Raw genomic sequence first — 20711 nt, forward strand, 5'->3', positions numbered from 1 at the left:
AATCCCGATGATCTGCTCTTCCGTAAAGCGGCTGCGCTTCATGCTCTGGTCCTCGTTGGGGCCAGAACGAACTTCAAACTGGATTAGGCCCGAGGGGCAAGGTCACAGCTTGCGCCTCAGCTATTTTGATCCAACCCTACTGACCTAGAGCTCGCTACTTTCAGCATTCCTCCTCGCTCCTGCGCTAAAATTCGACACCTGCAGACGAGACTTTAAAGGTCCCGTCCATGTGCCCATGATCGCGAGATGCTCTGCTGACTTTCTATTCGCATGAATGGGCAATCGCCATGCCGGCACGATCTCCCCTGCCGCCTCGGTATCCGCCCGGCTCCGTTTGGCCCGCTGTCATGCGAGCGGACATGACGGCGGCGTACTTGGACTACGGTGACACGAAAGAGCTCGCATGTGCTGTGCTCCGCGGAGAAGCCCCCCGTCCAACCGGCTACCACGGCACTGGAAGAGCTCGCGAGCCAATCTGGTCAAAGGCTGCTATTGACAATTTCATCAAGTCGGATTCCGATTCGCTCAATCGAGAAGACTTGGCATCCCTTGTATGAAACCACCTCGCACCGCGTTGAAGTTGCCGCGCTACTGCCGGCGCAAGCCATTGAAGAATGGGCGATGGGCTTACTTTTTCGAGCCGCCGACCTGGTCACGCAAACAGGGCTGCGAGATCAAAGCTGAGGCCTTAGGCGAGGACTACATGGCTGCAGTAGAGCGAGCCGAAACGATCCTCCTTCCAGCATTCGACAGCTGGCGCTCGCGAGGACTGACCGATCTTGGTCCGCCTTCCCTTGTCCCAGGGACGTTTGATTGGCTGGTGGGCATCTTCAAGTCGCATCAGAAATGGAAAGAGATCGATCACAAGACCCAACGACTTTATGATCAAGGCTTGTCGCTCTTCGCCAACCACATGCTCAAGGATGGGACTCGAGCGGGCTCAAAGCAGATCGGTCAATTCACTAAGGGCTTCGTCGACGCTGTCTATGCAAAGCTGCTCGTTGTTGAAGAAAGAGACAAGGACGGCAATATCATTCATCGCGAACGTCGGCGTTTTGCGAACGCCGCCATGGTCGCTTGTCGGCGAGCCTGGTTCGTTGGCCACCGCGCCAGGGAGAAGGACGTCCCAGCCATCAATCCGTTCTCTCGCATGGGCCTGAAAGCTCGTGCGCCAAACCAAGCAGCACGAGAGACGCCAACCGCCACATGGGAAGAACTCGTCGCCTTTCGTCGAATGGCGAAAGAGATGGGTTATCGGTCGGTTGCGACCGCCGCTCTTCTCAGCTGGGAATGGCTGCAACGCGAGGAGCATGTCTTCGGCGCGTTCGAGATTTCCCACTACCGGCCGAAGGAGCGTCCGAACAGTGTCAAGGTCGTCCACCCCAAGAATGGGGAGGAGGCTTGGTGGCCTCTGTTCGACGACGCAGGCGAGACGCTGTTCCCCGAGTTGATGGCCGAACTCGATGAGATCAAATCGAGAATGGCGGCGGGCCTGATGTTTCGGCGCGATCACCAAAGTCGCCGAGGGAGCGCGCTCGTGCCCTGGATCACCCAGCGGCGAGATCTGCGGTATCTGCGGGCCGTGGTCAAAAAGGTCATCAGAGCCGCGTCTCTGCGAAGCGAATTGTCCTTCACTTCATTCCGCCACGGCGGCTTCACGGAAGGGGCAGACAGCGACCTGACAGACGCTGAGTTGCGTGCCGCAGGCCGACACAGGTCGAGTCGACAACTGCCAACCTATGCGAAGCGGACCCGCAAACAGTTGATCTCGGGGTCAAAAAAGCGCCGGGAGGAGCGAACAAAAGCAGTCGGTTTGTCGGAATAGCCGCTGACCGCTTGTCGGAATGACTTGGCCGACTCTATCATAAGTCCTTGAAAGGCTTGGTGGGCGCACTAGGGCTCGAACCTAGGACCCGCTGATTAAGAGTCAGCTGCTCTACCAACTGAGCTATGCGCCCGGATCTTGCATCCGGAGAAAGCCTTCCGCGAGAGCCGGTCGTTTAGCAAAGCGATTCCAGGATGTCCAGCGATCCCTGAGCATTTTTCGGCACTTTCGATGCAGAAAAACCGCCGGCGGGCGGCGGTTTTCCCCAAATGAAATCAGAAGGATCGTCAAACGGCTGTCAAAGCCGCCCGGACTCGCGTTCCTCCTCGGACCAGCCCATGTGGCCCATCGGTCCCGGGCCGAAGCGATGCTCGCCGAAGCGCGGACCATCCTCCATGCCGCCCTCGCCGCGCTCCATCCAGCGGTGATGGCGCAGACCGTCCGGTCCCATCATGCGCCCCATCGGCCGGGTCAGCATCGACAGCCGGCGCTTCTGGCCATCGTCGAGCGTCTTGTAGAGCGGGTCGGCGGCGTCGGCGACCTTCTTCATCGCATCCGCCGTGACCGCCATGGTGTCGGCACGCTCGCGCAGCCGCGCCACCGGATCGACATCCTTGTCCTGCGCCTCGTCGGCTGCCTTCATCCGCGCGTTGGCACGATCGAACCGCAGCTTGACGAGATCGCGCACCGCGCTCTCGACCGGCGGCCACAATTTCTCCTGCTCCGCCGTCAGCTTCAGGCCGGCATGGACGGAAGCGATGCGCGCATCGAGCATGGCGGCGCGATCTTCCGGATTCATGCGCGCATGATGCATGTGATCATGAAACCAGCCGCGCTGGGCGTAGACCGCGGTTGAGCCGGCGATGGCGAGCACGGCGACTGCGGCGATGGTGAACCTTCTCATGCCAACCTCCTTGGAAACTCGGATCAGCATGAGCCTGCCGTTCCGCGCCTTCAACTTACAGTTTGGACAGAGTGTACGACCTTACGAAGATGTAATTGCTTCAAATACCTTTCTGTTTTTGCAAATCAGTTTCAGTTTGTTGCCGCGCCTCAAAGCATCCCCAGCATGCGCGGCAACCACAGCGAGATTTCCGGCACGTAGGTGACGAGCGCGAGGAAGCCGAGCATCGTCAGCAGCCAGGGCATGACGGCGATGGTCAGTTCGGTGATGCCCATCTTGGCGATGCCGGAGGCCACGTAGAGGTTGAGCCCGACGGGCGGGTGGCACATGCCGACCTCCATGTTGACCACCATCAGGATGCCCAGATGCACCGGATGGATGCCGAGCTTGACCGCGACCGGGAACAGGATCGGCGCCATGATCAAGACGATCGAGGTCGCCTCCATCACGTTGCCGGCGAGCAGCAGGAGGATGTTGACGACCAAGAGGAACACGATCCAGTTGACGCCAGCCGCCGCCATCCAGTTGGCGATCTGCTGCGGGATGTTCTCATTGGCCATCAGGAACGAGAACAGCACGGCATTGGTGATGATGTAGAGGATCATCGCGCTCATGTTGGCCGAGCCGAGCAGCACCTTCGGCACGTCCTTCAGCGACATGTCGCGATAGACGAACACCGCGATGACGAAGGCATAGACGGCGCTGACGGCCGCGGCCTCGGTCGGCGTGAACTTGCCGGTGTAGATGCCGCCGAGCACGATCACGATCAGCAGCAGGCCCCAGACGCATTTGCGGAAGGCCGTGAAGCGCTCGGCCCAGCTCGCCCGCGGCATCCGTGGATAGTCGTTCTTCCAGGCCCGGTAGAAGGTCGTGAGGCCGAGCAGGCTCGCCAGCATCAGCCCGGGGATAACCCCGGCGATGAACAGCTGACCGACAGAGGCCGAGGAGACGCGATGACCGGCCGGATCGAGCGCGATGCTGCCGCCGGTCGCGACCGCATAGACCACCATCACGATCGAGGGCGGGATCAGGATGCCGAGCGCGCCTGACGTCGTGATGACGCCGGCGCCAAAGCGCTTGGGAAAGCCCTGCTTGACCATCGCCGGCAGCATGATCGAGCCGATCGCGATCACGGTCGCCGGCGAGGAGCCGGAGACGGCGGCGAACAGCGCACAGGCCACGACGCCGGCAAGGCCGAGGCCGCCATACCAGTGCCCGACCATCGAGGTCGCGAAGTTGATCATCCTTCGGGCGACGCCGCCATGGGTCAGGAAATTGCCGGCGAGGATGAAGAACGGGATCGCCATGATCTCGAAATTGTCGATGCCCGTGAACAGCTTCAGCGCGACCGATTCGGTCGGCACGTTCGTCATGAAGAACACGAACGACAGCACGGTGAGGCCGAGCGCGATCGAGATCGGCATGCCCGTCAGCATCAGGAAAATGAGCAGGCTGAAGATGAGGAGGCTGCTCATCGCAGCGCCTCCGTCGCCGTCGGGTCGACGCCTTCGACATAGGCGTGGTCGTGATGCGGCAGCTCGTCGTGGCGCAGATAGTGCCAGGCGACCTGCAGGAAGCGGAAGCACATCAGATAGGAGCCGAGCGGGATGCAGAGATAGACCAGCCAGCTCGGCAGCTCCATGTCGGGCGTCACCTGGTCGGTCTGCGACAGGCCGTAGACGAACTTGGCGCCCATCGTGCCGATGATGGAGGTGAACAGCGCTCCGCACAGCAGGCCGAACAGGATGGTCACCTTGCGCAGCGATGGCCGCATCATGTTGACGACGACGTCGACGCCGACATGGATGCCCGTGCGCACGCCGTAGGCGGCGCCGAACTTGGCCATCCACACGAACATGTAGATGCAGAGCTCCTGCGCCCAGGACAGGTCGATCGGAAACAGGATGGGATAGAGGAAGGGCACGCCGACCAGATAGCGGTGCAGCACGGCCACGAAGATGATCGAGGTCGCCGCCGCGATCAGGAATGCGATCAGGATCTCCTCGAGCCGATCGAGGATGCGCAACAGAAAGCCCAAGTCCCCTCCCCCACAATCAAAACGTCCGCGGCGCTTGGCTGCGCCGTCTGCCTTCTTGCGCGCCGAGTGCTTCGCCCCCTCGGTGCGCGGGCCATTGTCCGCGCACCGCTCGTCTCACGCCATCAGTTGGTCGAGCCGCGCGTCTCCTTCAGGAACTCGTCGATCAGCGGCTGGCCGACGCGCCCCGCGACGTCCTTGTACACCGGCATCATCGCCTTGCGCATCGCCTCGTCCTGGGCCGGCGTCAGCTTGACCAGCTCGGTCTTGCCGGACTTGCGGATCTCCTCGAGCGCGTCGTCGTTCTCCTTCGCCGACTGGTTGTTGCCGTAGGCGGTCGCTTCCTTCATCGCCTTCTCGCAGGCGGCGCGGATATCCGGCGGCAGGCCGTCCCAGAACTTCTTGTTCACGACCACGACGTAGCCGATGTAGCCGTGATTGGTCAGCGTGATGTACTTCTGCACCTCGTGCATCTTCTGGGTATAGATGTTCGAGGGCGTGTTCTCCTGGCCGTCGACGACGCCGGTCTGCAGCGCCTGGTAGACTTCGGAGAAGGCCATCACCTGCGGGATGGCGCCGAGGGTGCGGAATTGCGCGTCCAGCACCTTCGAGGACTGGATGCGGAACTTCAGACCCTTGTAGTCGGCGGGATCGACGAGCTTCTTGTTGGCGCTCATCTGCTTGAAGCCGTTGTCCCAGTAGGCGAGCCCGATCATTCCCTTGGGCTCGAGCAGCTTCAGCAGCCTGGTGCCGAGCGGGCCGTCGGTCACCTTCCGCAGGGTGGCGAGGTCGGGCAGGATGTAGGGCAGATCGAACACCTCGAATTCCTTGATGCCGATCGGGCCGAACTTGGAGTTCGAAGGCGCCAGCATCTGCACCGCGCCGAGCTGCAGCGCCTCGAGCTCTTCCTTGTCCTTGTAGAGCTGCGAGTTCGGATAGACTTCGACCTTGACCTTGCCGTCGGTGTATTTCTCGGCCAGCTCCTTGAACTTGTCGGCGGCGAGGCCCTTCGGGGTGTTCGAGGCCACCACGTGGCTGAACTTGATCACGATCGGATTGTCGGCGGCGAGGGCCGGGCCGGCCAGAGCGAGCACCGCGAGCGAGGCGGCGGTGGCGATCACGTGGCGAAACTTGAAGTGCAAGGTGTCCTCCCGACGTTTCGGGGGACATTGCAATGACGCCCCCGCTTTGTATGCCAAGGACATTGTTAGCGGGTCGCCGGCCGGAATGCCATTGACCGTTAGCCGCAGAGGCGGGGATTCCCATGCCGCAGCGCAAAAATGGTGATGACTGTCATTCCGGGGCAGCCGCGCAAGCGGCTGAGCCCGGAATCCGAAGGTTATTGGCGCGGGCGCAAGCCAAGCTCGGGATTCCGGGCTCGACGCTGCGCGTCGCCCCGGAACGACGAAGCAAGGTTCGGCCCCAACCGACGATCGTGAACTCAGCTCGCCGCTGCGGCCGCCGCGCCCTGCGCCACGTCGCGCTGGCGCTTCATGACCAGCTTGTTGAGCGCCCCCAGATAGGCCTTGGCCGAGGCCACCAGCGTATCCGGATCCGCCGCGCGCGCGGTCATCGAGCGGCCGTCCTGCGACAGCCGCACCGAGACCTCGGCCTGCGCATCGGTGCCCTCGGTCACGGCATGGACCTGGTACAATTCCAGCTTGGCCTCGTGCGGCACCAGCGACTTGATGCAATTGAAGACGGCATCGACCGGCCCGTTGCCCTCGCTCTCCTCGATCTTGGTCACGCCGTCGACGTCGAGCTTCATGGTGGCGCGCTGCGGGCCGCGGGTGCCGGCAATCACCGACAGCGACAGCAGCTTGATGCGGTCATGGGCGCTCACCATGCCCTCGTCGATCAGCGCCTCGATGTCCTCGTCATAGATGTGCTTCTTGCGGTCGGCCAAAGCCTTGAAGCGGACGAAGGCGTCCTCGACCTGGTTGCCCGCCAGCTTGTGGCCCATCTCCTCCAGCTTGTGGATGAAGGCATGGCGGCCGGAATGCTTGCCCATCACCAGCGAGGTCTGCTTCACGCCGACCGTCTCCGGCAGCATGATCTCGTAGGTCTGCGCGTTCTTCAGCATGCCGTCCTGATGGATGCCGCTCTCATGCGCGAACGCATTGCGGCCGACGATGGCCTTGTTGTACTGCACCGGGAACGAGGTCGCGGCCGAGACCACCTTGGAGGCGTGGGTGAGCTGCGTGGTGTCGATCTTGTTCCAGTACGGCAGCTTGTCGTTGCGCACGCGCATCGCCATCACGACCTCTTCCAGGGCCGCATTGCCGGCGCGCTCGCCGATGCCGTTGATGGTGCATTCGATCTGGCGGGCGCCGGCGCGCACGCCGGCCATCGAGTTGGCGACCGCCATGCCCAGGTCGTTGTGGCAATGGACCGAGAATACTGCCTTGTCGGAGTTCGGCACGCTCTCGCGCACGCGCTTGAACAGGTCGTAATACTCCTCCGGCACGGCATAGCCGACGGTATCCGGAATGTTGATGGTGGTCGCGCCGGCCCTGATCGCGGCCTCGACGCAGCGGCACAGGAAGTCGAACTCGGTACGGGTGCCGTCCTCGGACGACCATTCGACGTCGTCGGTGTGGTTGCGCGCGCGGGTCACCGAGGAGATCACCAGTTCGTAGACCTGCTGCGGGTCCATCTGCAGCTTGTACTTCATGTGCACCGGCGAGGTGGACAGGAAGGTGTGGATGCGGCCGCGCCTGGCCGGGCGGATCGCCTCGGCGCAACGGTCGATGTCCTTGGCGCCGGCGCGCGACAGGCCGCAGACCACGGCGTTCTGGGTGCGCTTGGCGATCTCGTTGACGGCCTCGAAGTCACCGTCGGAGGCGATCGGGAAGCCGGCCTCGATGATGTCGACGCCCATGCCGTCCAGCATGGCGGCGATGTTGAGCTTCTCCTCGAACGTCATGGTGGCGCCGGGGCACTGCTCGCCATCGCGCAAAGTGGTGTCGAAAATGACGACGCGGTCCTTGTCGGACTGAACGGGATTGGACATCTGCTTTCCTCGAACTTTTCGGGTGGTGCGCGTGGCTTCCAGAGGCGCTGAAGGGTGTTTCGGTGTCGAAGCAGCCCCCTGAGTGCCCAGGCGCATCCCGCCCAGCCGGCCCTCAGGGGCAGCTAAGAAGCAGAAGCTCGATCGCGCCGATCAGGTCGGCGGGCTGCAGCGCGGCGAGCGCGATCGTCCGGGCGTCTGCCCCGGCGATGGCCTCGATCTCTGCGCTGCGAATCAGCATTGCCAAACCCTTTGCGAGAACACGAAAACTGTGCGGCAAAACCGTTGACGGTTTGTTGCCGAGGTGCCCTCGACAGCGCTTTTACTGGGAATGGGAGGGTCTCGCAACGCCGAATAATGGTCAGGAGAGGTGACGTATTCGGGCAGTCCCGCGCCGCTCTCCCTATAAATCTCTCCCTATGAACAGTGTCATCCCGGGCAAGGCCGCCAACGCGCCAGCGTTGGTGAACGCCGACCCGGGATCCGTACGCCGCGGCGGATTTGGCTGGGCGAGTTGGAGCGGCCATCCTGCCTCGCAGATCTCCCTGGGGTTATGGATCCCGGATCGGCGCACGCGTGACCGCGCGCTTGTCCGGGATGACGGTGAGGGTGTGGTTGTCGGCATCTGCACCAGCACGCATTTCACGCTCCCGCGACACATCCGTGCCCGAGTTGTTCACCCGCATCGTACCCTCTTCCATCAGAGGGTGCAGGGAAGACCGGGCGTCTGCCGACACCCGCGGCCCCCGTGCGATAGAAAATGCACGGGGCAAGAACCACAGGATCGGCCAGGACATCCCGGCCTTCCCTGCGCAACGGCTTTACGGCTTACTTCGCGCTCTCCCTGGGGACCGGGCTTTCTTGCCCCCATCATCCGCACCGCTGCTTCGCGCAACGGCACGAACTTGACCTCAGCATCGGGAGGCCAGGACCACACGACTTCGCCGTCCGCAAAACGCCGGTCGTCCACCGGCGCCTCACGGCCATCGCTCCCCGCACTCCACGTATCGTGACGACGCGTACGCCCCTCTTCGATGAGGCGGGATGACGTAGAGAAGCACGTTTTCTGAAAAAAGGAAAGAGGAAATTTCGTCGAATACGAAGATCGAGCGTGTGGTACCATGACCTCATGACAAACCGCATCTTCGTCCACGGCGTGCCGGACACGCCCGCAATCTGGGGCCCGCTGATCGCGGCGCTCGGCGAGACCGTGGCAGTGCCTGCCCTGCCCGGCTTCGACGGCGATGCACCTCCGGGCTTCGCCTGCACCAAGGACGCCTACGCCGACTGGCTGGTCGCGCTGCTGGAAGCGCAGCATGCGGCGGTCGGGCCGCTCGACCTGGTCGGGCATGATTGGGGCGCGCTGCTGGTGCTGCGCGCGGCATCGCTGCGGCCGGGGCTGGTGCGCTCCTGGGCGGTCGCTGGCGGCGCACTCGATCCGGACTATCGGGGACATCGCATCGCGCGGATCTGGAATACGCCCGTGCTCGGCGAGATATTCATGGCGGTGTCGTCGCAAGCTGCCATGGCACGGATGTTCCGGCAGAGCGGATTGCCATCGGAGCTGGCGGCGCGCGAAGCCACGGCATGGCAGGCTCCGATGCGCCGGGCGATCCTCGCGCTGTATCGCTCCGCCGACGGTCTGTGCTTCAAGGGCGACTGGATCGCGCGGCTCGAACAGCTGCCGCGGCGTGGACTGGTGATCTCGGGCACACAGGATCCGTTCGTGCCGCTCGACACGCTCAGCCGGTTCGCGCAAGCGCACGGCGCGCGGCTTCATGTCGAGCCGGACGCCGGCCACTGGAGCATCGTCGAGCGGCCGCAGAGCATCGCGGCCGTGCTGCGGGCGTATTGGGCGGAATGAGCACCAGTCCTATTGCGACAGGGCTGAGACCAGCGCATCGCCGATTACATTGGCAATCTCCTGCTCGTGGCCGGGGTATGCGCGAAACACGTATTGTTGCCCGAGGAGTTGAGTTTGCTTCTCGACGTTCCAAATCCGAAGCGAGACTTTGTGACGGCCATCGCTGAGGAGCGCGGCATTGCCGACCAGCACGAGATCAAAGTGCAGATCTCGCGATTTCTCGAATTGCGGCAGCAGAATATCCGGATGACCTGGGCTTGCCATCGGGACAGGCTCTTCGACGACCCGGAGCGACGGCATTGCGTGGAATCGCGCGCGTAGCGCGCTCGTCAGAAGGGCGGCATCATCTCCCGCCTCAGGCGTCATCGCATGCAGCTTGGGCACCGCGATCACGCGTTCGCCTTCGGCCGAAGCAGGTCGCGCCAGGACCGTGAGCAGAGCCGCGACGGCAAATGCAACACCAAGAAAAACGTCATGAAAACGTCGAAGTATGCCGGCCTGCATGGTCACTTCAATCCTCATCTCAATATACGCCCGAGCAATGGGCCGGCTCTTCGACGTGCGCGCCGGCTATCACACAATCTTTGATGGATTGCGGTCCTCTGATACCATAACCTGAAAGTCGCTCATCGGAGACATTCGACATGGCGCGTCTCAAGACCGGACTTTGGTTGTTCTCGGCGCTGCTGGTGGCCCGGCTCTTCTCCAGCGCAGCCTTCGCCGAGGACTTGAGCCTCGCCCGCTTTCCTCAATCCGACTGGGCGACCGCCACGCCTGAGGACGAAGGGATGGATTCGGCGGCCCTCGCAAAACTCGTCGCTTCCGGTAAGGCGATGAGGTTCGACAGCCTGCTGATCACGCGCCATGGCCGCATCGTGGTCGATGCCAGCTACGCGCCCTACAAGGCCGACGAGCCGCACATCATCAATTCCGCGACCAAAGCCGTGGTCTCGACGCTGATTGCGATGCTGCTCAAGGACGGCGTGCTCGACAGTCTCGATCATCCGGTGCTCGACTTCTTCAAGGACCGCAAGATCGACAATGTCGACGCGCGCAAGCAGGCGCTCACGGTGCAGCACCTGCTCAACATGACCTCCGGGTTCGACTGGGACGAGGGTTATAGCGGCGGCGCCGAGACATCCCTCTACGAGATGGGCCGGAGTCCGGATTGGGTGCAGTACATCCTCGACAGGCCGATGGCGCAAGCGCCCGGCGAGACGTTCTACTACAACAGCGGCAACTCGCATCTGCTCTCCGCGATCGTCACGAAGCTCACCGGCAAGAGCGCGGAGGACTTCGCCAAGGAGAGGCTGTTTGGGCCGCTCGGGATCACCGAGCACGCCTGGTTCAAGGATGCCCAGGGAATTTCCGCCGGCGGTTTCGGGCTGGCGCTGAAGCCGCGCGACATGGCGAAGATCGGCTACCTCTATCTGCGGCGCGGCCGCTGGGGCGAGCAGCAATTGCTGCCGCCGGACTGGATCGAAGCCGTCAACCACGCCACCGTCAGCATGAATGCGAAGTTCGATCCGGGGCTCTCCTACGCCGATCAGTTCTGGACCCTGCCGGACAAACACGTATTCATGGCGGTCGGCTACCACTGCCAGGTCATCATGGTGCTGCCCGACCGCGACATCGTGGCGGTGATGACCGCGCGCGAGTTCTGTCCATTCCGCAAGCTCGCCAACACCATTTCGGCGACTGTGACATCTGACAGCGCCCTGCCTGCGGCGCCGGAAGCGGCAGCCGCGCTCGCCGCTGATGTCCGCGAGGTCGCGACGGAAACCCGAGGCCCGGTCGGAGCCGTGCCGGAGATGGCGGCTTCCATCTCGGGCAAGACCTACAGCTTCCCGCCCGGCCCGCTCGGCATCAACACGATCAAGCTGGACCTCACGGGACCGGAACCGCAGGTCACCTGGGACATCCCCTCGCGGGACCGCGCCGGAGGCACGGTGCATCTGCAGAGCCCGATCGGCCTCGATGGCCTCTATCGCAAGACCGCGCCGCCCCATCCCTGGCAGCCCTTCACCTACCGGGCCATGAAGGGCAGCTGGATCGACGCCACGACCTTCGTGATCGACGCCCAGTTCATTGGCCAGGGCGAGGAGCGCAATTGGCGGCTCAGCTTCGACGGCGACAAGGTGACGTTCCGAACGAAGGGCCGCTACGGCAAGGACGTAGTGGTCGAGGGTCATGCGGCGCCGTGAGTCCTCGGCGGCTCTGCGCGGCCTGACGAAAGTCGAGCGCAAATGCTGCAGCACTGATCGGCTCCGTTCGGCTGGGCGGAGACATGCCGCACGGCGAGAATTGGAACAGTTCTCATAGCGCTCTGCGTGCCGCGGGCGGCGGATGCGATCTCCCGTCGTTTTCTCAAACAGATCATCTCGTGTATGTCTGCCCTCCCGCCGAGGCTCTCACTCCGCGGCGGGGGATCGTTTTTCGATTGCGGTGGCATAATGTTGAGATTGCTGGAGCGTCTGGGTCTCCGTTTCGAGGATACCGTCGAGGAGCGGCGTTTCGTCGACCATTACGTCCGCGGCAGCACCGCCTGGACGCAGATCGCGATGCTGCTCGGCGCCCTCACCTTTGCCGGCTACACGCTGTGGGACTGGGTGCTCTATCCCGAGATCGTGCCGACCACGTTCGCGATCCGCGGCGGGACCGCCGCGCTGGTGCTGCTGCCGCTGACGGCTTTGCTGTCGACGCCGGCGCGCCGATGGGCCGAGCCGATTCACCTGGTCTATTGCGTGATCCCCGGTTGCGTGCTGCCGACGATCTACTGGGTGCTGCCGTCGGGCTTCACCTATTCTGCAGCCGGCATGATCATCGTCATCCTGTTCGTATCCACCATGCTGCCGTTGCGCACCGGCTCCTACGCGATCTTCTGTGCAACGAGCTGGAGCGCGCTGGCGGTGGCCGAGAGTCTCGCGACCGAGCCGCTGCCGCCCGGCCTGCGCTTCATCGATCATTCGCTGGTCGGCAATGCCTGCCTGCTCTCGCTCTATGCCGTCGGCGCGCGCGAGTACCAGGCGCGCAAGCAGTTCCGCACCGCGGAGGCGCTGCAGCGGGAGAAGGAGCGCTCCGAGGCCTCGCTGCGCGATCTGCATGCCACGCAGGCCCATCTGGTGCAGGCGGAGAAGCTGGCCTCGCTCGGCCAGCTCGTCGCCGGTGTCGGCCACGAGGTCAGCACGCCGCTCGGGCTGGCGCTGACCACGTCGACGGCGATGGAAGACGACGTCGAGGCGATCGCGCGCATGCTTGGCGGCGGCCCGGTGCGGCGCTCGGATCTGGCGAGGGGCGTCGCTCGGCTGCAGCAGGGCCTGCATTTGACGACGCAGAGCCTGCACCGCGCCTCCGAGATGGTACACAGCTTCAAGCAGGTCGCCGTCGACCAGGCCAACGAGGCGCTGCAGACCTTCGAGCTGCAGAGCTGGATGACCGATCACGTCGCCAAGCTCCGCCCGCTGTTGATGCGCCAGGGCCTGACGGTCGTGCTCTCTTGCCCGGAGGGCATCGTGCTCACCAGCTATCCCGGTGCACTCGGACAGGTCATCAGCATCCTCGCCTTCAATGCGGCGACGCATGCCTATCCCGGCGACATCAGCGGCGTCTTCACCGTGGAGGTCGCACAGCCCGGCGACGATTCGGTGCGCATCGTCTGCGCCGATCAGGGCGTCGGCATGCGCGACCAGGTTCGCGGGCGGGTGTTCGACCCGTTCTTCACCACGCGCCGCGAGAAGGGCAATGCCGGCCTCGGCCTGCACATCGCCTTCAACCTCGTGGCATCCACACTCGGCGGCCGCATCGAGCTCGACAGCCAGCCGCAGCAGGGCACGCGCATCACGCTGGACATTCCGCTGATCGGACCAGGCAAGCCGGCCGAGCTGGAACTCGCCGCCGCACAATAGGCTCGGGGGCGCGCCCGCATCAACGACCGGTCCCAAGCGTTGAGAGTCCTCGGCACGCAGTCCCGGAAAACGAGACCAGCAGCGCTCCGTCCGCAGCTTGGGTCGGGCGCTTATCGCGCATCATATCGTGCACGATCATGGATCACTCCGCGTCGATCGTGATCATCAAATGCGCAATGCCGCAGAGACGCCGCGACCTGCGCATCTCCGAACCAATTAGAACAATTCAACACCGCATGGCTTAGAGCAATTCAATCCGGCGCGTTGTGTCTTTCGCTGCACTGCGTTGCTAGACGTCGCATCGAGCTGACCGTTCCCTCGAACGGTGCGACGTGGAAGTGCAGTAGACGATGACGAAGTGTGAAGGCCGGCGCGATGCGCGCGCTCGTACCGGCATGCGTGGCGCGATTGCGCTCGTGAGTGCTCTGACCGCAGACCTCCTCTGGTCCCCCTCTCCCGTGTTTGCGCAGGCGACGCTGCCGCCGGTGACGGTCGACGTGCCGGCGCCGAAGCGCAAGCCTGCGAGCGCCGCCAGCGCGCCGCAGCGCCAGGCGCGCGCGCTGCCGTCACGACGCGCGATGCCGCCGCCGCCGATGCCGACACGCGCGGAACGCGCCGCGGCAGAGGCCGTACTCCTCAACGCCGCCAAGCTCAACTACCGCGCCATGCCGAGCGCGACCACGCTGCGCAGCGGCGCCTCGCCGCTCGACACCGCGCAATCCGTCAATGTCGTGCCCGAACAGGTGATCAGAGACCAGTTGCCGCGCAACATCGACGACGCGCTCGCCAATATCAGCGGCGTCACCCAGGCCAACACGCTCGCCGGCACGCAGGACGCGGTGATGCGTCGCGGCTTCGGCGACAACCGCGACGGCTCGATCATGCGCAACGGCCTGCCGCTGGTGCAAAGCCGCAGCCTCAATGCGGCCGTGGAGAGCGTCGAGGTGCTGAAGGGCCCGGCCTCGCTGCTCTACGGCATCATGGATCCCGGCGGCATCGTCAACACCATCAGCAAGCGCCCCGAGCTTTATCAGCACGGCTCGGTGACGCTGCTCGGCTCGGCCTATGCCAACAACCGGACCGGCGCCGACGGCACGATCGACGTCACCGGCCCGATCGGCGACGGCGGCCTCGCCTATCGCTTCATCGGCTACGGCGTCAGCGAGGATTACTGGCGCAATTTCGGCCGCCATCGCGAGATGCTGGTGGCGCCGTCGCTCGCCTGGTACGGCGACACGACCACGGTCCAGCTCAACTACGAGCATCGCGAGTTCATCACCCCGTTCGATCGCGGCACCGCCTTCATAAATGGCGCACCGCTCGCGATCCCCGCGACGCGGCGGCTCGACGAGCCCTTCAACAACACATGGGGGCAGTCCGACCTGGTCCAGGCCTCGGTCGAGCAGAAGCTCAACGACGATTGGAAGCTCACCGCGGCCTACAGCTACAACACCGAGAGCTCCAGCGCCAACCAGCTGCGCATCACCGCGATCGATGCGAAGGGCAAGGAGACCCGCAGCAACGACGGCACCTGGGGCTCGCTCAGCCGGGTCAGCTACGGCACGTCCTACATCCAGGGCGCCTTCTGGCTCGGCGGCCTGCGCAACGAGGTGCTGTTCGGCGGCGACGCGCAATATCGCACGATCTATCGCCAGGACCTGATCCGCGACAAGGTCACGAGCGTGTTCAATGTCTACAACCCGGTCTACGGGCTGATCCAACCCGGCACGCTGGTCTCGGCCAGCGACAGCGACCAGACCGACAAGCTCGGCCAGTATTCGCTGTTCGTGCAGGACACGCTGCATCTCACCGACAAGCTCTCCTTCGTCGGCGGCGTGCGCTACATGGACTACGAGCAGATCGCCGGCCGCGGCCGGCCGTTCAAGGCCAATACCAACGTCGCCGCCGACACCGTGCTGCCGCTCGGCGGCGCCATCCTCAAGCTCAACGAGCAGGTGTCGCTCTACGCCAGCTACACCAAGAGCCTGAAACCGAACTCGACCATCGCGCCGCTCACGGGCGGCGTGGTGCTCGGCTCCAACATCGCACCGGAGCAAGGCACGGCGTGGGAGACCGGCTTCAAGTTCGATCTCGACAAGAGGCTGTCCGGTACCGTCGCGGTCTACGACATCGACAAGCAGAACGTGCTGGTGTCGCAGACCAATGCCAGCAACGTCGTCGAATACACCACCGCCGGCAAGGTGCGCTCGCGCGGCGCCGAGGTCGACGTCAGCGGCAAGATCGCCGAGCACTGGACCATGATCGGAAGCTACGGCTACACCGATGCCAGGGTCACGGACGACCCGGTCTATCGCGGCAACCGCCTGCAGAACGTCGCGCTCAACACCGCCTCGCTCTACCTCGTCTACGATTTCGGCACGGCGCTGCCGGGCCAGCTCAGGCTCGGCGGCGGCGCGCGCTATGTCGGCGACCGCGCCGGCGACGCCGCCAACAGCTTCGTGCTGCCGTCCTACGTCGTCGCCGACGTGTTCGCGAGCTACGAGACCAAGCACCATAACCTGCCGGTGCTCTACCAGCTCAACGTCAAGAACCTGTTCGACAACGTCTACTACCCCTCGGCCAACAGCGCGCTGACCGTCGCGGTCGGCGATGCGAGGCGGGTGTCGCTGTCGGCGACGGTGAAGTTCTGAGCCAAGGAGAAGCGTGCGTGACGTCCTTCAGCATCAAACCCGCGCTGCTGCAGATCCACTCTGTCCTGGGTCTTGCGGCCGCGCTGATCCTCTCCCTCTTGGGCATCACCGGCGCGATCATGGGTTTCGAGGACGAGATCCAGGCCGGTCTCAACGCCAAACTGTCCCACGTCGCGCCGCGTACGGAAGCGCCGCTTTCGCCCGCCGAGCTGGTGGCGCGGCTGCAGGCTGATCCGGCGCTCGGCAAGGTCTCGGCGATCACGCTGTCGCGCGATCCCTCCGTCGCCGCGCTCGTCCGCTTCGCGCGCAAGGATGACGGCGGCCGCTCCTCCTCGCTGCTGGTCGATCCGTATGACGGCCGCGTGCTCGGTGAGCCCCGCGGCGAGGCGTTCTTCACGACCGTGCGCCACCTGCATCGCTGGCTGCTGCTGCCGGGCGACGGCAACGGCGCCGGCCGCCAGATCACCGGCGCCGCAGTGCTCGGACTCGTCGTGCTGCTGATCACGGGCCTCGTGCTGCGCTGGCCCCGCCGGGCGAGCAGCGCAGCACTGTGGCTGAAGCCGCAGCTCGGACTGAGCGGCCGCGGCCTGCATCGCTCGCTGCACAGCGTGATCGGCACATGGGTGCTGCCGGTGTATCTGGTGATCGCGCTGACCGGGCTGTCCTATTCCTACGCCTGGTACAAGGACGGCCTGACCTGGCTGCTCGCGCCGGCGACATCAGGAGCGCCGATGCCGGGCAAGGCTCCGCGCGAGGGTCGCTCCGGGTCTGCAGAAGCAAAGCCTGTCGCGCTCGATCTGGTCTGGGCCACGTTGCGTGAGCAGATCGGGGATCGCTTCGCGGTGATGCAGCTCACCTTGCCGGCGGGCGCCGGCGCGGCGGTGCGCGTGCGCGCCTGGCCGAGCGAGGCGCATGACGGCCGGCGCGACGAATTCCGTATCGACGGCGCGACGGGCCGGCTGCTCGCGGCCGAGCGTTACGCCGACAAGACCGCCGGCGAGCGCGTGCTCGCCCGCATCCTGGATATCCACCGCGGCAGCATTCTCGGCTGGCCCGGCCAGCTCGCCTTCATGCTCGCCGCCGCGCTGATGCCGCTGTTCGCTGTCACGGGCACGCTGCTCTATCTGTCGCGGCGGCGCTTGCGGCGGCCGACGCAGTCGGCACGCGCTGTCCAGCTCGTTCCCGGCGAATGAGGCCGCGCGCTCAGGCTGCGGCGCGGGCATGCGACGCGCGCCGGATGGCGTTGGCCGCGATGATGACGTGCAGTAGCAGCGACAGGCCGAAGCCGAGGGCATGCTGGGCAGCCGTCGCCGGGATGGTGAGGACCGTCACGAGGCCGAGCGGAATGAACAGCACGATGCCGGTGACGAGGCCGGGATTGTAGCCACGGAAGCGCAGCGCCGGACCGATATGGCCGAGCGAGTTGACGAGCATCAGATAGGGCGCGACCAGCGCCCAGGCCGGGCCGGCGATCCAGGCGACATAGAGCGCAATCAGGTCGATGCCCCAGACCGCGCCGCAATTGACCCAGAGCACGTCGATCGTGGTCAGCGCCTCGCGGCCGCCGAACATCACGTTGTTGACGAAGCTGCGGAAGCGGTCGCCGGTGTGCTCCTCGACCTGATGGATCATGTAGCCCGGCGAATGCAGGAAGATCAGCAGCAGCGCGAGCGGCCAGTCGGCCGCCAGCAGCGGTACCAGCGCCAGCAGCGCTGCGGCCATGAACGCGGCACCGGCAACCCAGTGACGGGAGAGAAGGTCCAGCATCAGCGAGTGATGCGCGAGTCGGCTGAACTTGCCAAGCCGGGTTGCCCGGACACCGCCGCGCCGGGAGGCTGCGGCGTGATGACCTGTCGCAGCCTCCAAACCTTTCGGGGCGCGGCGCGACCTACTTGAGCAGCACCAGGCATTCGCCGGCCGGCGTGGCGTTGGCGCGGGCGGTGTCGCGATCGAACTTGCCGGCCATCACCAGCGGCCTGACACGCTCGACGATCACGTCCTTGACGACGCTGTCCGGGCCGATGGCAGGAGCTGCGACGTCGTAGATCTGCTTCGCCACGGGCGACAGCTTGGCGGCACAGCTGTCGGCGGCGGCGCGGTTGCCGGCCAGCGCGGCCTGCGACAGAAGACATTGGGAGACGGCGACGAATGTGACAAACGGGAATGCGACGCGCAGCATGGCAATCAGTCCTTCGTTCAAATGAGGTTCAGCCCGGCGCAAGCGGGCTCGGTCCGGAGCACATCCACTCAGTGTCCGGCCGCCCGCATGCGGGCTCTGATCTAACCCGAGCCGGCAGCAACGCCTACTCGATTTCGCCCGTCCGCCAGCCGAGGTCCAGACCGTGCAGCAAGCTCCTGAAATGCTTCGAAAAACCCCGGTGCAGAAGCGCACGCGGCAGACCCTCGACGTGATTTTCGAGGCAACCGCTCAACTTCTGCAGAGCGGCGGCGGCAAGGGCCTGAGCACGAACGCCATCGCCGAGCGCGCGGGCTTCTCGATCGGCACGCTCTATAGCTATTTCAGGGACAAGACCTCACTGTTGCGTGCGCTGGTGCTGCGCGAGTTCGCTCGACAGGAGGCGGAGTTCGGGGAGGCGCTGGAGGCGCATCGCGGGCTTGGACGCGAGGCGATCGTGCGCGCGGCGGTGCGCCAGGGCTTCGCCCCGTTCGCCGGCCGTCACCGTGTGCGGCGCTATCTTCTCGGTCTGCTGGGCAACGACGCGGAGCTGCAGAAGGCGCTGCACGAGATGGTGGACCGCATGACCGAACGGCTGATCGCGACGGTGGGATTGCGGAGCGAAGCGATGCCGGCCGCGCGCCGCTTCATCCTGGTCCGCGCTGCGCTGGGCCCGATCCGGGCTGCCGTCATGCGCGAACATCGCCTCGTCGGCACACGCGAGCTCGAGGACGAACTGGTGCGGCTGATGCTGTTCCTGCTGGAGCCGGATCCCGCCAAATCGTCATGAGGGCCGTCACGAGGGGCCGTCGGGCTTGGCGGCCTCCAGCCGCTCAGCGAGCTTCTTCAAGGCCTCCTCCGACGCCGGCCGGCTCTGGAACTCGCGGATGGCGCGCGACAGCTCCTGATCCGACATCGGATGAGCCGGCTGCTTGATGCGGCCGTCGGCAAGGGCGGCTGCGATGGTCTCGATATGCGGCCCCGCGCCACCGAACAATCGGCGGAGCCGGTTGAGGAACGCGATGTGGGGCACGGCTGTTCTCCCGATGCGGCGACCGGCAACCTTCGACCGCATCTGCTGACGGCGACCTTAGTCGGTAACGCCGGCTCCGTCGTCTCATTTGATACGCAACCCCGCCCGGACGGTAGGATTTTCATGGATGCGGACCGGATCGTCACCAACAAGCTCAGGGAGCATTCGAAACTGACCGGCGAGGACATCGCCGAGATCCGGAATTTCAGCTCCGCTTTGCGCGAGCTCGCCGATCAGGAGGACCTCATCCGCCAGGGCGACGAGCCGGACCGTTCCGTCGTCGTGATCTCCGGATGGGTGGCGCGCTATCACCTGCTGTCCGGCGGGCAGCGGCAGTATCTCTCCTTTCACATGCCCGGTGACTGGCCCGACGCCCAGTCGATCTTCCTCGACTGCATGGATCACGCCGTCTGCGCGATCGGGCCGGCGGTGGTGGCGAGCGTTGCGCACAAGGAGCTGACCCGCGCGATCAGCCGGCGGCCGACGCTCGGCTTTGCGATCTGGCGCGAGACGCTGATCGATGCGTCGATCTTCCGCGAGGCCATCACCAACAACAGCGCGCGGAGCAAGCCGGCGCGCATGGCGCACATGTTCTGCGAGCTGTTCTATCGCGCCCGCGCGCTCGGCCATGTCCGGCACGATCAGTTGCGGCTGCCGGTCAGCCTGGTGCAGCTCGGCGAGGCACTGGGCATCGCGATCGCGACGGTCAACCGCACGCTGGTCGAGCTGCGCGCCAGCCGCGCTGTCGATTTCCGCAGCGGCCTGCTGACGGTGCACGACTGGACGCGGCTATGCGCGATCGGCGAGTTCGATCCCAGCTATCTGCACCTGAAGAAGCAGCCGCGCTGAGGCACAGGTCTCAGCGCGGCCACTCACGTGGGCTCGCGACTCCCACCTTTAACGGTTGCGCGCGTCAGCTCAGGCGACCTTGGTGATGAGCTTGACCACGTAGGCGTAGGGCCCGTTCGGGCTCTTCTCGGCGATCCAGGCGCAGTGCCAGTCGGAGCCGTAGCGCAAGCCCGTGTCCCATCCCGAGCCGCCGCCGTGCTCGTTGTCCCACGACCAGGCCTTGCGGTCCTTCTGAGGATCGGAGGGGAAGCTGCTGCCGCTGTAGACGGAGATCTGCCCCTGCTGCGCGCGGAACGGCGAGTTCGTGCTCCACTTGAGCCACAGATTGCCCTGCTCCTCGTAGGACGTGAGCGACCATTGGTAGGACGCCGAGACGGTCTGCGGATTGGTGCTGGTGGCCGAGGTCTGCTCAATGACTGCCATGATTGTCTCCTTACAAAATGAGATGAAAAATCTTCA

20 protein-coding genes and 1 tRNA gene are annotated in these 20711 nt (G+C 64.9%); 8 read left to right on the forward strand and 13 right to left on the reverse strand.

Going from position 1 to position 20711, the window contains the following annotated elements:
• The first annotated feature begins 553 nt into the window (after positions 1 to 553).
• Positions 554 to 1825: a hypothetical protein gene (locus QX073_RS17970; RefSeq protein ID WP_316226119.1), complete on the forward strand. Its 1272-nt coding sequence runs from the start codon at positions 554 to 556 to the stop codon at positions 1823 to 1825.
• A gap of 57 nt (positions 1826 to 1882) precedes the next feature.
• Here the strand turns inward: QX073_RS17970 and QX073_RS17975 are convergent.
• From QX073_RS17975 to QX073_RS18010, 8 genes are all read right to left on the reverse strand, one after another.
• Positions 1883 to 1958 (reverse strand) — tRNA-Lys (locus QX073_RS17975).
• Between the two features lie 165 nt (positions 1959 to 2123).
• On the reverse strand, positions 2124 to 2729 hold the full coding sequence (locus QX073_RS17980; protein WP_315769039.1) for a Spy/CpxP family protein refolding chaperone: 606 nt from the start codon (positions 2727 to 2729) through the stop codon (positions 2124 to 2126).
• Between the two features lie 149 nt (positions 2730 to 2878).
• The gene (locus QX073_RS17985; protein WP_315769041.1) at positions 2879 to 4204 is read right to left on the reverse strand and encodes a TRAP transporter large permease subunit; all 1326 of its coding nucleotides are present in this window, start codon (positions 4202 to 4204) and stop codon (positions 2879 to 2881) included.
• A complete protein-coding gene (locus QX073_RS17990; protein ID WP_315752772.1) occupies positions 4201 to 4767 on the reverse strand; it encodes a TRAP transporter small permease in 567 nt (188 codons plus the stop codon). The genes QX073_RS17985 and QX073_RS17990 overlap by 4 nt, the downstream gene beginning before the upstream one ends.
• A gap of 122 nt (positions 4768 to 4889) precedes the next feature.
• Positions 4890 to 5906, reverse strand: coding sequence for a TRAP transporter substrate-binding protein (locus tag QX073_RS17995; protein ID WP_315713282.1), 1017 nt, complete (start codon positions 5904 to 5906; stop codon positions 4890 to 4892).
• Positions 5907 to 6205: 299 nt separating this feature from the next.
• A complete protein-coding gene (locus QX073_RS18000; protein WP_316201772.1) occupies positions 6206 to 7777 on the reverse strand; it encodes a 2-isopropylmalate synthase in 1572 nt (523 codons plus the stop codon).
• Positions 7778 to 7889: 112 nt separating this feature from the next.
• Positions 7890 to 8015 (reverse strand): hypothetical protein, encoded by a 126-nt coding sequence (locus tag QX073_RS18005; protein WP_284423887.1) that lies wholly within the window; start codon positions 8013 to 8015, stop codon positions 7890 to 7892.
• Between the two features lie 310 nt (positions 8016 to 8325).
• A complete protein-coding gene (locus QX073_RS18010; protein ID WP_316226120.1) occupies positions 8326 to 8460 on the reverse strand; it encodes a hypothetical protein in 135 nt (44 codons plus the stop codon).
• Positions 8461 to 8903: 443 nt separating this feature from the next.
• Between QX073_RS18010 and QX073_RS18015 the strand changes: the two genes are divergently transcribed.
• Positions 8904 to 9638 (forward strand): alpha/beta hydrolase, encoded by a 735-nt coding sequence (locus QX073_RS18015; RefSeq protein ID WP_315752769.1) that lies wholly within the window; start codon positions 8904 to 8906, stop codon positions 9636 to 9638.
• Positions 9639 to 9647: 9 nt separating this feature from the next.
• On the opposite strand, the gene QX073_RS18020 is transcribed toward QX073_RS18015, so the two are convergent.
• Positions 9648 to 10148 (reverse strand): hypothetical protein, encoded by a 501-nt coding sequence (locus tag QX073_RS18020; protein WP_410052374.1) that lies wholly within the window; start codon positions 10146 to 10148, stop codon positions 9648 to 9650.
• Between the two features lie 134 nt (positions 10149 to 10282).
• Here QX073_RS18020 and QX073_RS18025 point away from each other — a divergent pair, with 134 nt between their 5' ends.
• The 4 genes from QX073_RS18025 to QX073_RS18040 all read left to right on the forward strand — a co-directional run bounded on the left by QX073_RS18025 (position 10283) and on the right by QX073_RS18040 (position 17387).
• Positions 10283 to 11842 (forward strand): serine hydrolase, encoded by a 1560-nt coding sequence (locus tag QX073_RS18025; RefSeq protein WP_316226121.1) that lies wholly within the window; start codon positions 10283 to 10285, stop codon positions 11840 to 11842.
• Positions 11843 to 12091: 249 nt separating this feature from the next.
• Positions 12092 to 13543: a HAMP domain-containing sensor histidine kinase gene (locus tag QX073_RS18030; protein ID WP_316226122.1), complete on the forward strand. Its 1452-nt coding sequence runs from the start codon at positions 12092 to 12094 to the stop codon at positions 13541 to 13543.
• Between the two features lie 350 nt (positions 13544 to 13893).
• Positions 13894 to 16194 (forward strand): TonB-dependent siderophore receptor, encoded by a 2301-nt coding sequence (locus tag QX073_RS18035; protein ID WP_316226123.1) that lies wholly within the window; start codon positions 13894 to 13896, stop codon positions 16192 to 16194.
• Positions 16195 to 16211: 17 nt separating this feature from the next.
• The gene (locus tag QX073_RS18040; protein ID WP_316226124.1) at positions 16212 to 17387 is read left to right on the forward strand and encodes a PepSY-associated TM helix domain-containing protein; all 1176 of its coding nucleotides are present in this window, start codon (positions 16212 to 16214) and stop codon (positions 17385 to 17387) included.
• Positions 17388 to 17397: 10 nt separating this feature from the next.
• Here the strand turns inward: QX073_RS18040 and QX073_RS18045 are convergent, their stop codons facing one another.
• Together QX073_RS18045 and QX073_RS18050 are read right to left on the reverse strand one after the other, a co-directional pair.
• Positions 17398 to 17961, reverse strand: a complete 564-nt coding sequence (locus QX073_RS18045) for an HXXEE domain-containing protein (RefSeq protein ID WP_316226125.1) — start codon at positions 17959 to 17961, stop codon at positions 17398 to 17400.
• A gap of 121 nt (positions 17962 to 18082) precedes the next feature.
• Positions 18083 to 18373, reverse strand: a complete 291-nt coding sequence (locus QX073_RS18050; RefSeq protein ID WP_315713297.1) for a hypothetical protein — start codon at positions 18371 to 18373, stop codon at positions 18083 to 18085.
• A gap of 181 nt (positions 18374 to 18554) precedes the next feature.
• On the opposite strand from QX073_RS18050, the gene QX073_RS18055 reads away from it, so the two are divergent.
• Positions 18555 to 19160, forward strand: coding sequence for a TetR/AcrR family transcriptional regulator (locus QX073_RS18055; RefSeq protein ID WP_316201766.1), 606 nt, complete (start codon positions 18555 to 18557; stop codon positions 19158 to 19160).
• Positions 19161 to 19166: 6 nt separating this feature from the next.
• Here the strand turns inward: QX073_RS18055 and QX073_RS18060 are convergent, their stop codons facing one another.
• Entirely contained in the window at positions 19167 to 19403 is a 237-nt protein-coding gene (locus QX073_RS18060) for a hypothetical protein (RefSeq protein WP_315825220.1), read from the reverse strand.
• Positions 19404 to 19526: 123 nt separating this feature from the next.
• On the opposite strand from QX073_RS18060, the gene QX073_RS18065 reads away from it, so the two are divergent.
• Positions 19527 to 20252: a Crp/Fnr family transcriptional regulator gene (locus QX073_RS18065; RefSeq protein ID WP_316226126.1), complete on the forward strand. Its 726-nt coding sequence runs from the start codon at positions 19527 to 19529 to the stop codon at positions 20250 to 20252.
• A gap of 69 nt (positions 20253 to 20321) precedes the next feature.
• On the opposite strand, the gene QX073_RS18070 is transcribed toward QX073_RS18065, so the two are convergent.
• A complete protein-coding gene (locus QX073_RS18070; RefSeq protein WP_315713304.1) occupies positions 20322 to 20675 on the reverse strand; it encodes a hypothetical protein in 354 nt (117 codons plus the stop codon).
• Between the last annotated feature and the right edge of the window lie 36 nt (positions 20676 to 20711).

This window comes from Bradyrhizobium sp. SZCCHNS3052 (assembly GCF_032484495.1).
Classification (GTDB): domain Bacteria; phylum Pseudomonadota; class Alphaproteobacteria; order Rhizobiales; family Xanthobacteraceae; genus Bradyrhizobium.

Excerpts from the sequence above, each read along its gene's own strand:
- QX073_RS18030 (WP_316226122.1), top strand. The coding sequence starts at position 12,092 with ATGTTGAGATTGCTGGAGCGTCTGGGTCTCCGTTTCGAGGATACCGTC.
- QX073_RS17985 (WP_315769041.1), bottom strand. The coding sequence starts at position 4,204 with ATGAGCAGCCTCCTCATCTTCAGCCTGCTCATTTTCCTGATGCTGACG.
- QX073_RS18035 (WP_316226123.1), top strand. The coding sequence starts at position 13,894 with ATGACGAAGTGTGAAGGCCGGCGCGATGCGCGCGCTCGTACCGGCATG.
- QX073_RS18005 (WP_284423887.1), bottom strand. The coding sequence starts at position 8,015 with ATGCTGATTCGCAGCGCAGAGATCGAGGCCATCGCCGGGGCAGACGCC.
- QX073_RS18000 (WP_316201772.1), bottom strand. The coding sequence starts at position 7,777 with ATGTCCAATCCCGTTCAGTCCGACAAGGACCGCGTCGTCATTTTCGAC.
- QX073_RS17980 (WP_315769039.1), bottom strand. The coding sequence starts at position 2,729 with ATGAGAAGGTTCACCATCGCCGCAGTCGCCGTGCTCGCCATCGCCGGC.
- QX073_RS18045 (WP_316226125.1), bottom strand. The coding sequence starts at position 17,961 with ATGCTGGACCTTCTCTCCCGTCACTGGGTTGCCGGTGCCGCGTTCATG.
- QX073_RS18070 (WP_315713304.1), bottom strand. The coding sequence starts at position 20,675 with ATGGCAGTCATTGAGCAGACCTCGGCCACCAGCACCAATCCGCAGACC.
- QX073_RS17970 (WP_316226119.1), top strand. The coding sequence starts at position 554 with ATGAAACCACCTCGCACCGCGTTGAAGTTGCCGCGCTACTGCCGGCGC.
- QX073_RS18050 (WP_315713297.1), bottom strand. The coding sequence starts at position 18,373 with ATGCTGCGCGTCGCATTCCCGTTTGTCACATTCGTCGCCGTCTCCCAA.
- QX073_RS18055 (WP_316201766.1), top strand. The coding sequence starts at position 18,555 with ATGCTTCGAAAAACCCCGGTGCAGAAGCGCACGCGGCAGACCCTCGAC.
- QX073_RS18065 (WP_316226126.1), top strand. The coding sequence starts at position 19,527 with ATGGATGCGGACCGGATCGTCACCAACAAGCTCAGGGAGCATTCGAAA.
- QX073_RS18010 (WP_316226120.1), bottom strand. The coding sequence starts at position 8,460 with ATGCGGGTGAACAACTCGGGCACGGATGTGTCGCGGGAGCGTGAAATG.
- QX073_RS18025 (WP_316226121.1), top strand. The coding sequence starts at position 10,283 with ATGGCGCGTCTCAAGACCGGACTTTGGTTGTTCTCGGCGCTGCTGGTG.
- QX073_RS18015 (WP_315752769.1), top strand. The coding sequence starts at position 8,904 with ATGACAAACCGCATCTTCGTCCACGGCGTGCCGGACACGCCCGCAATC.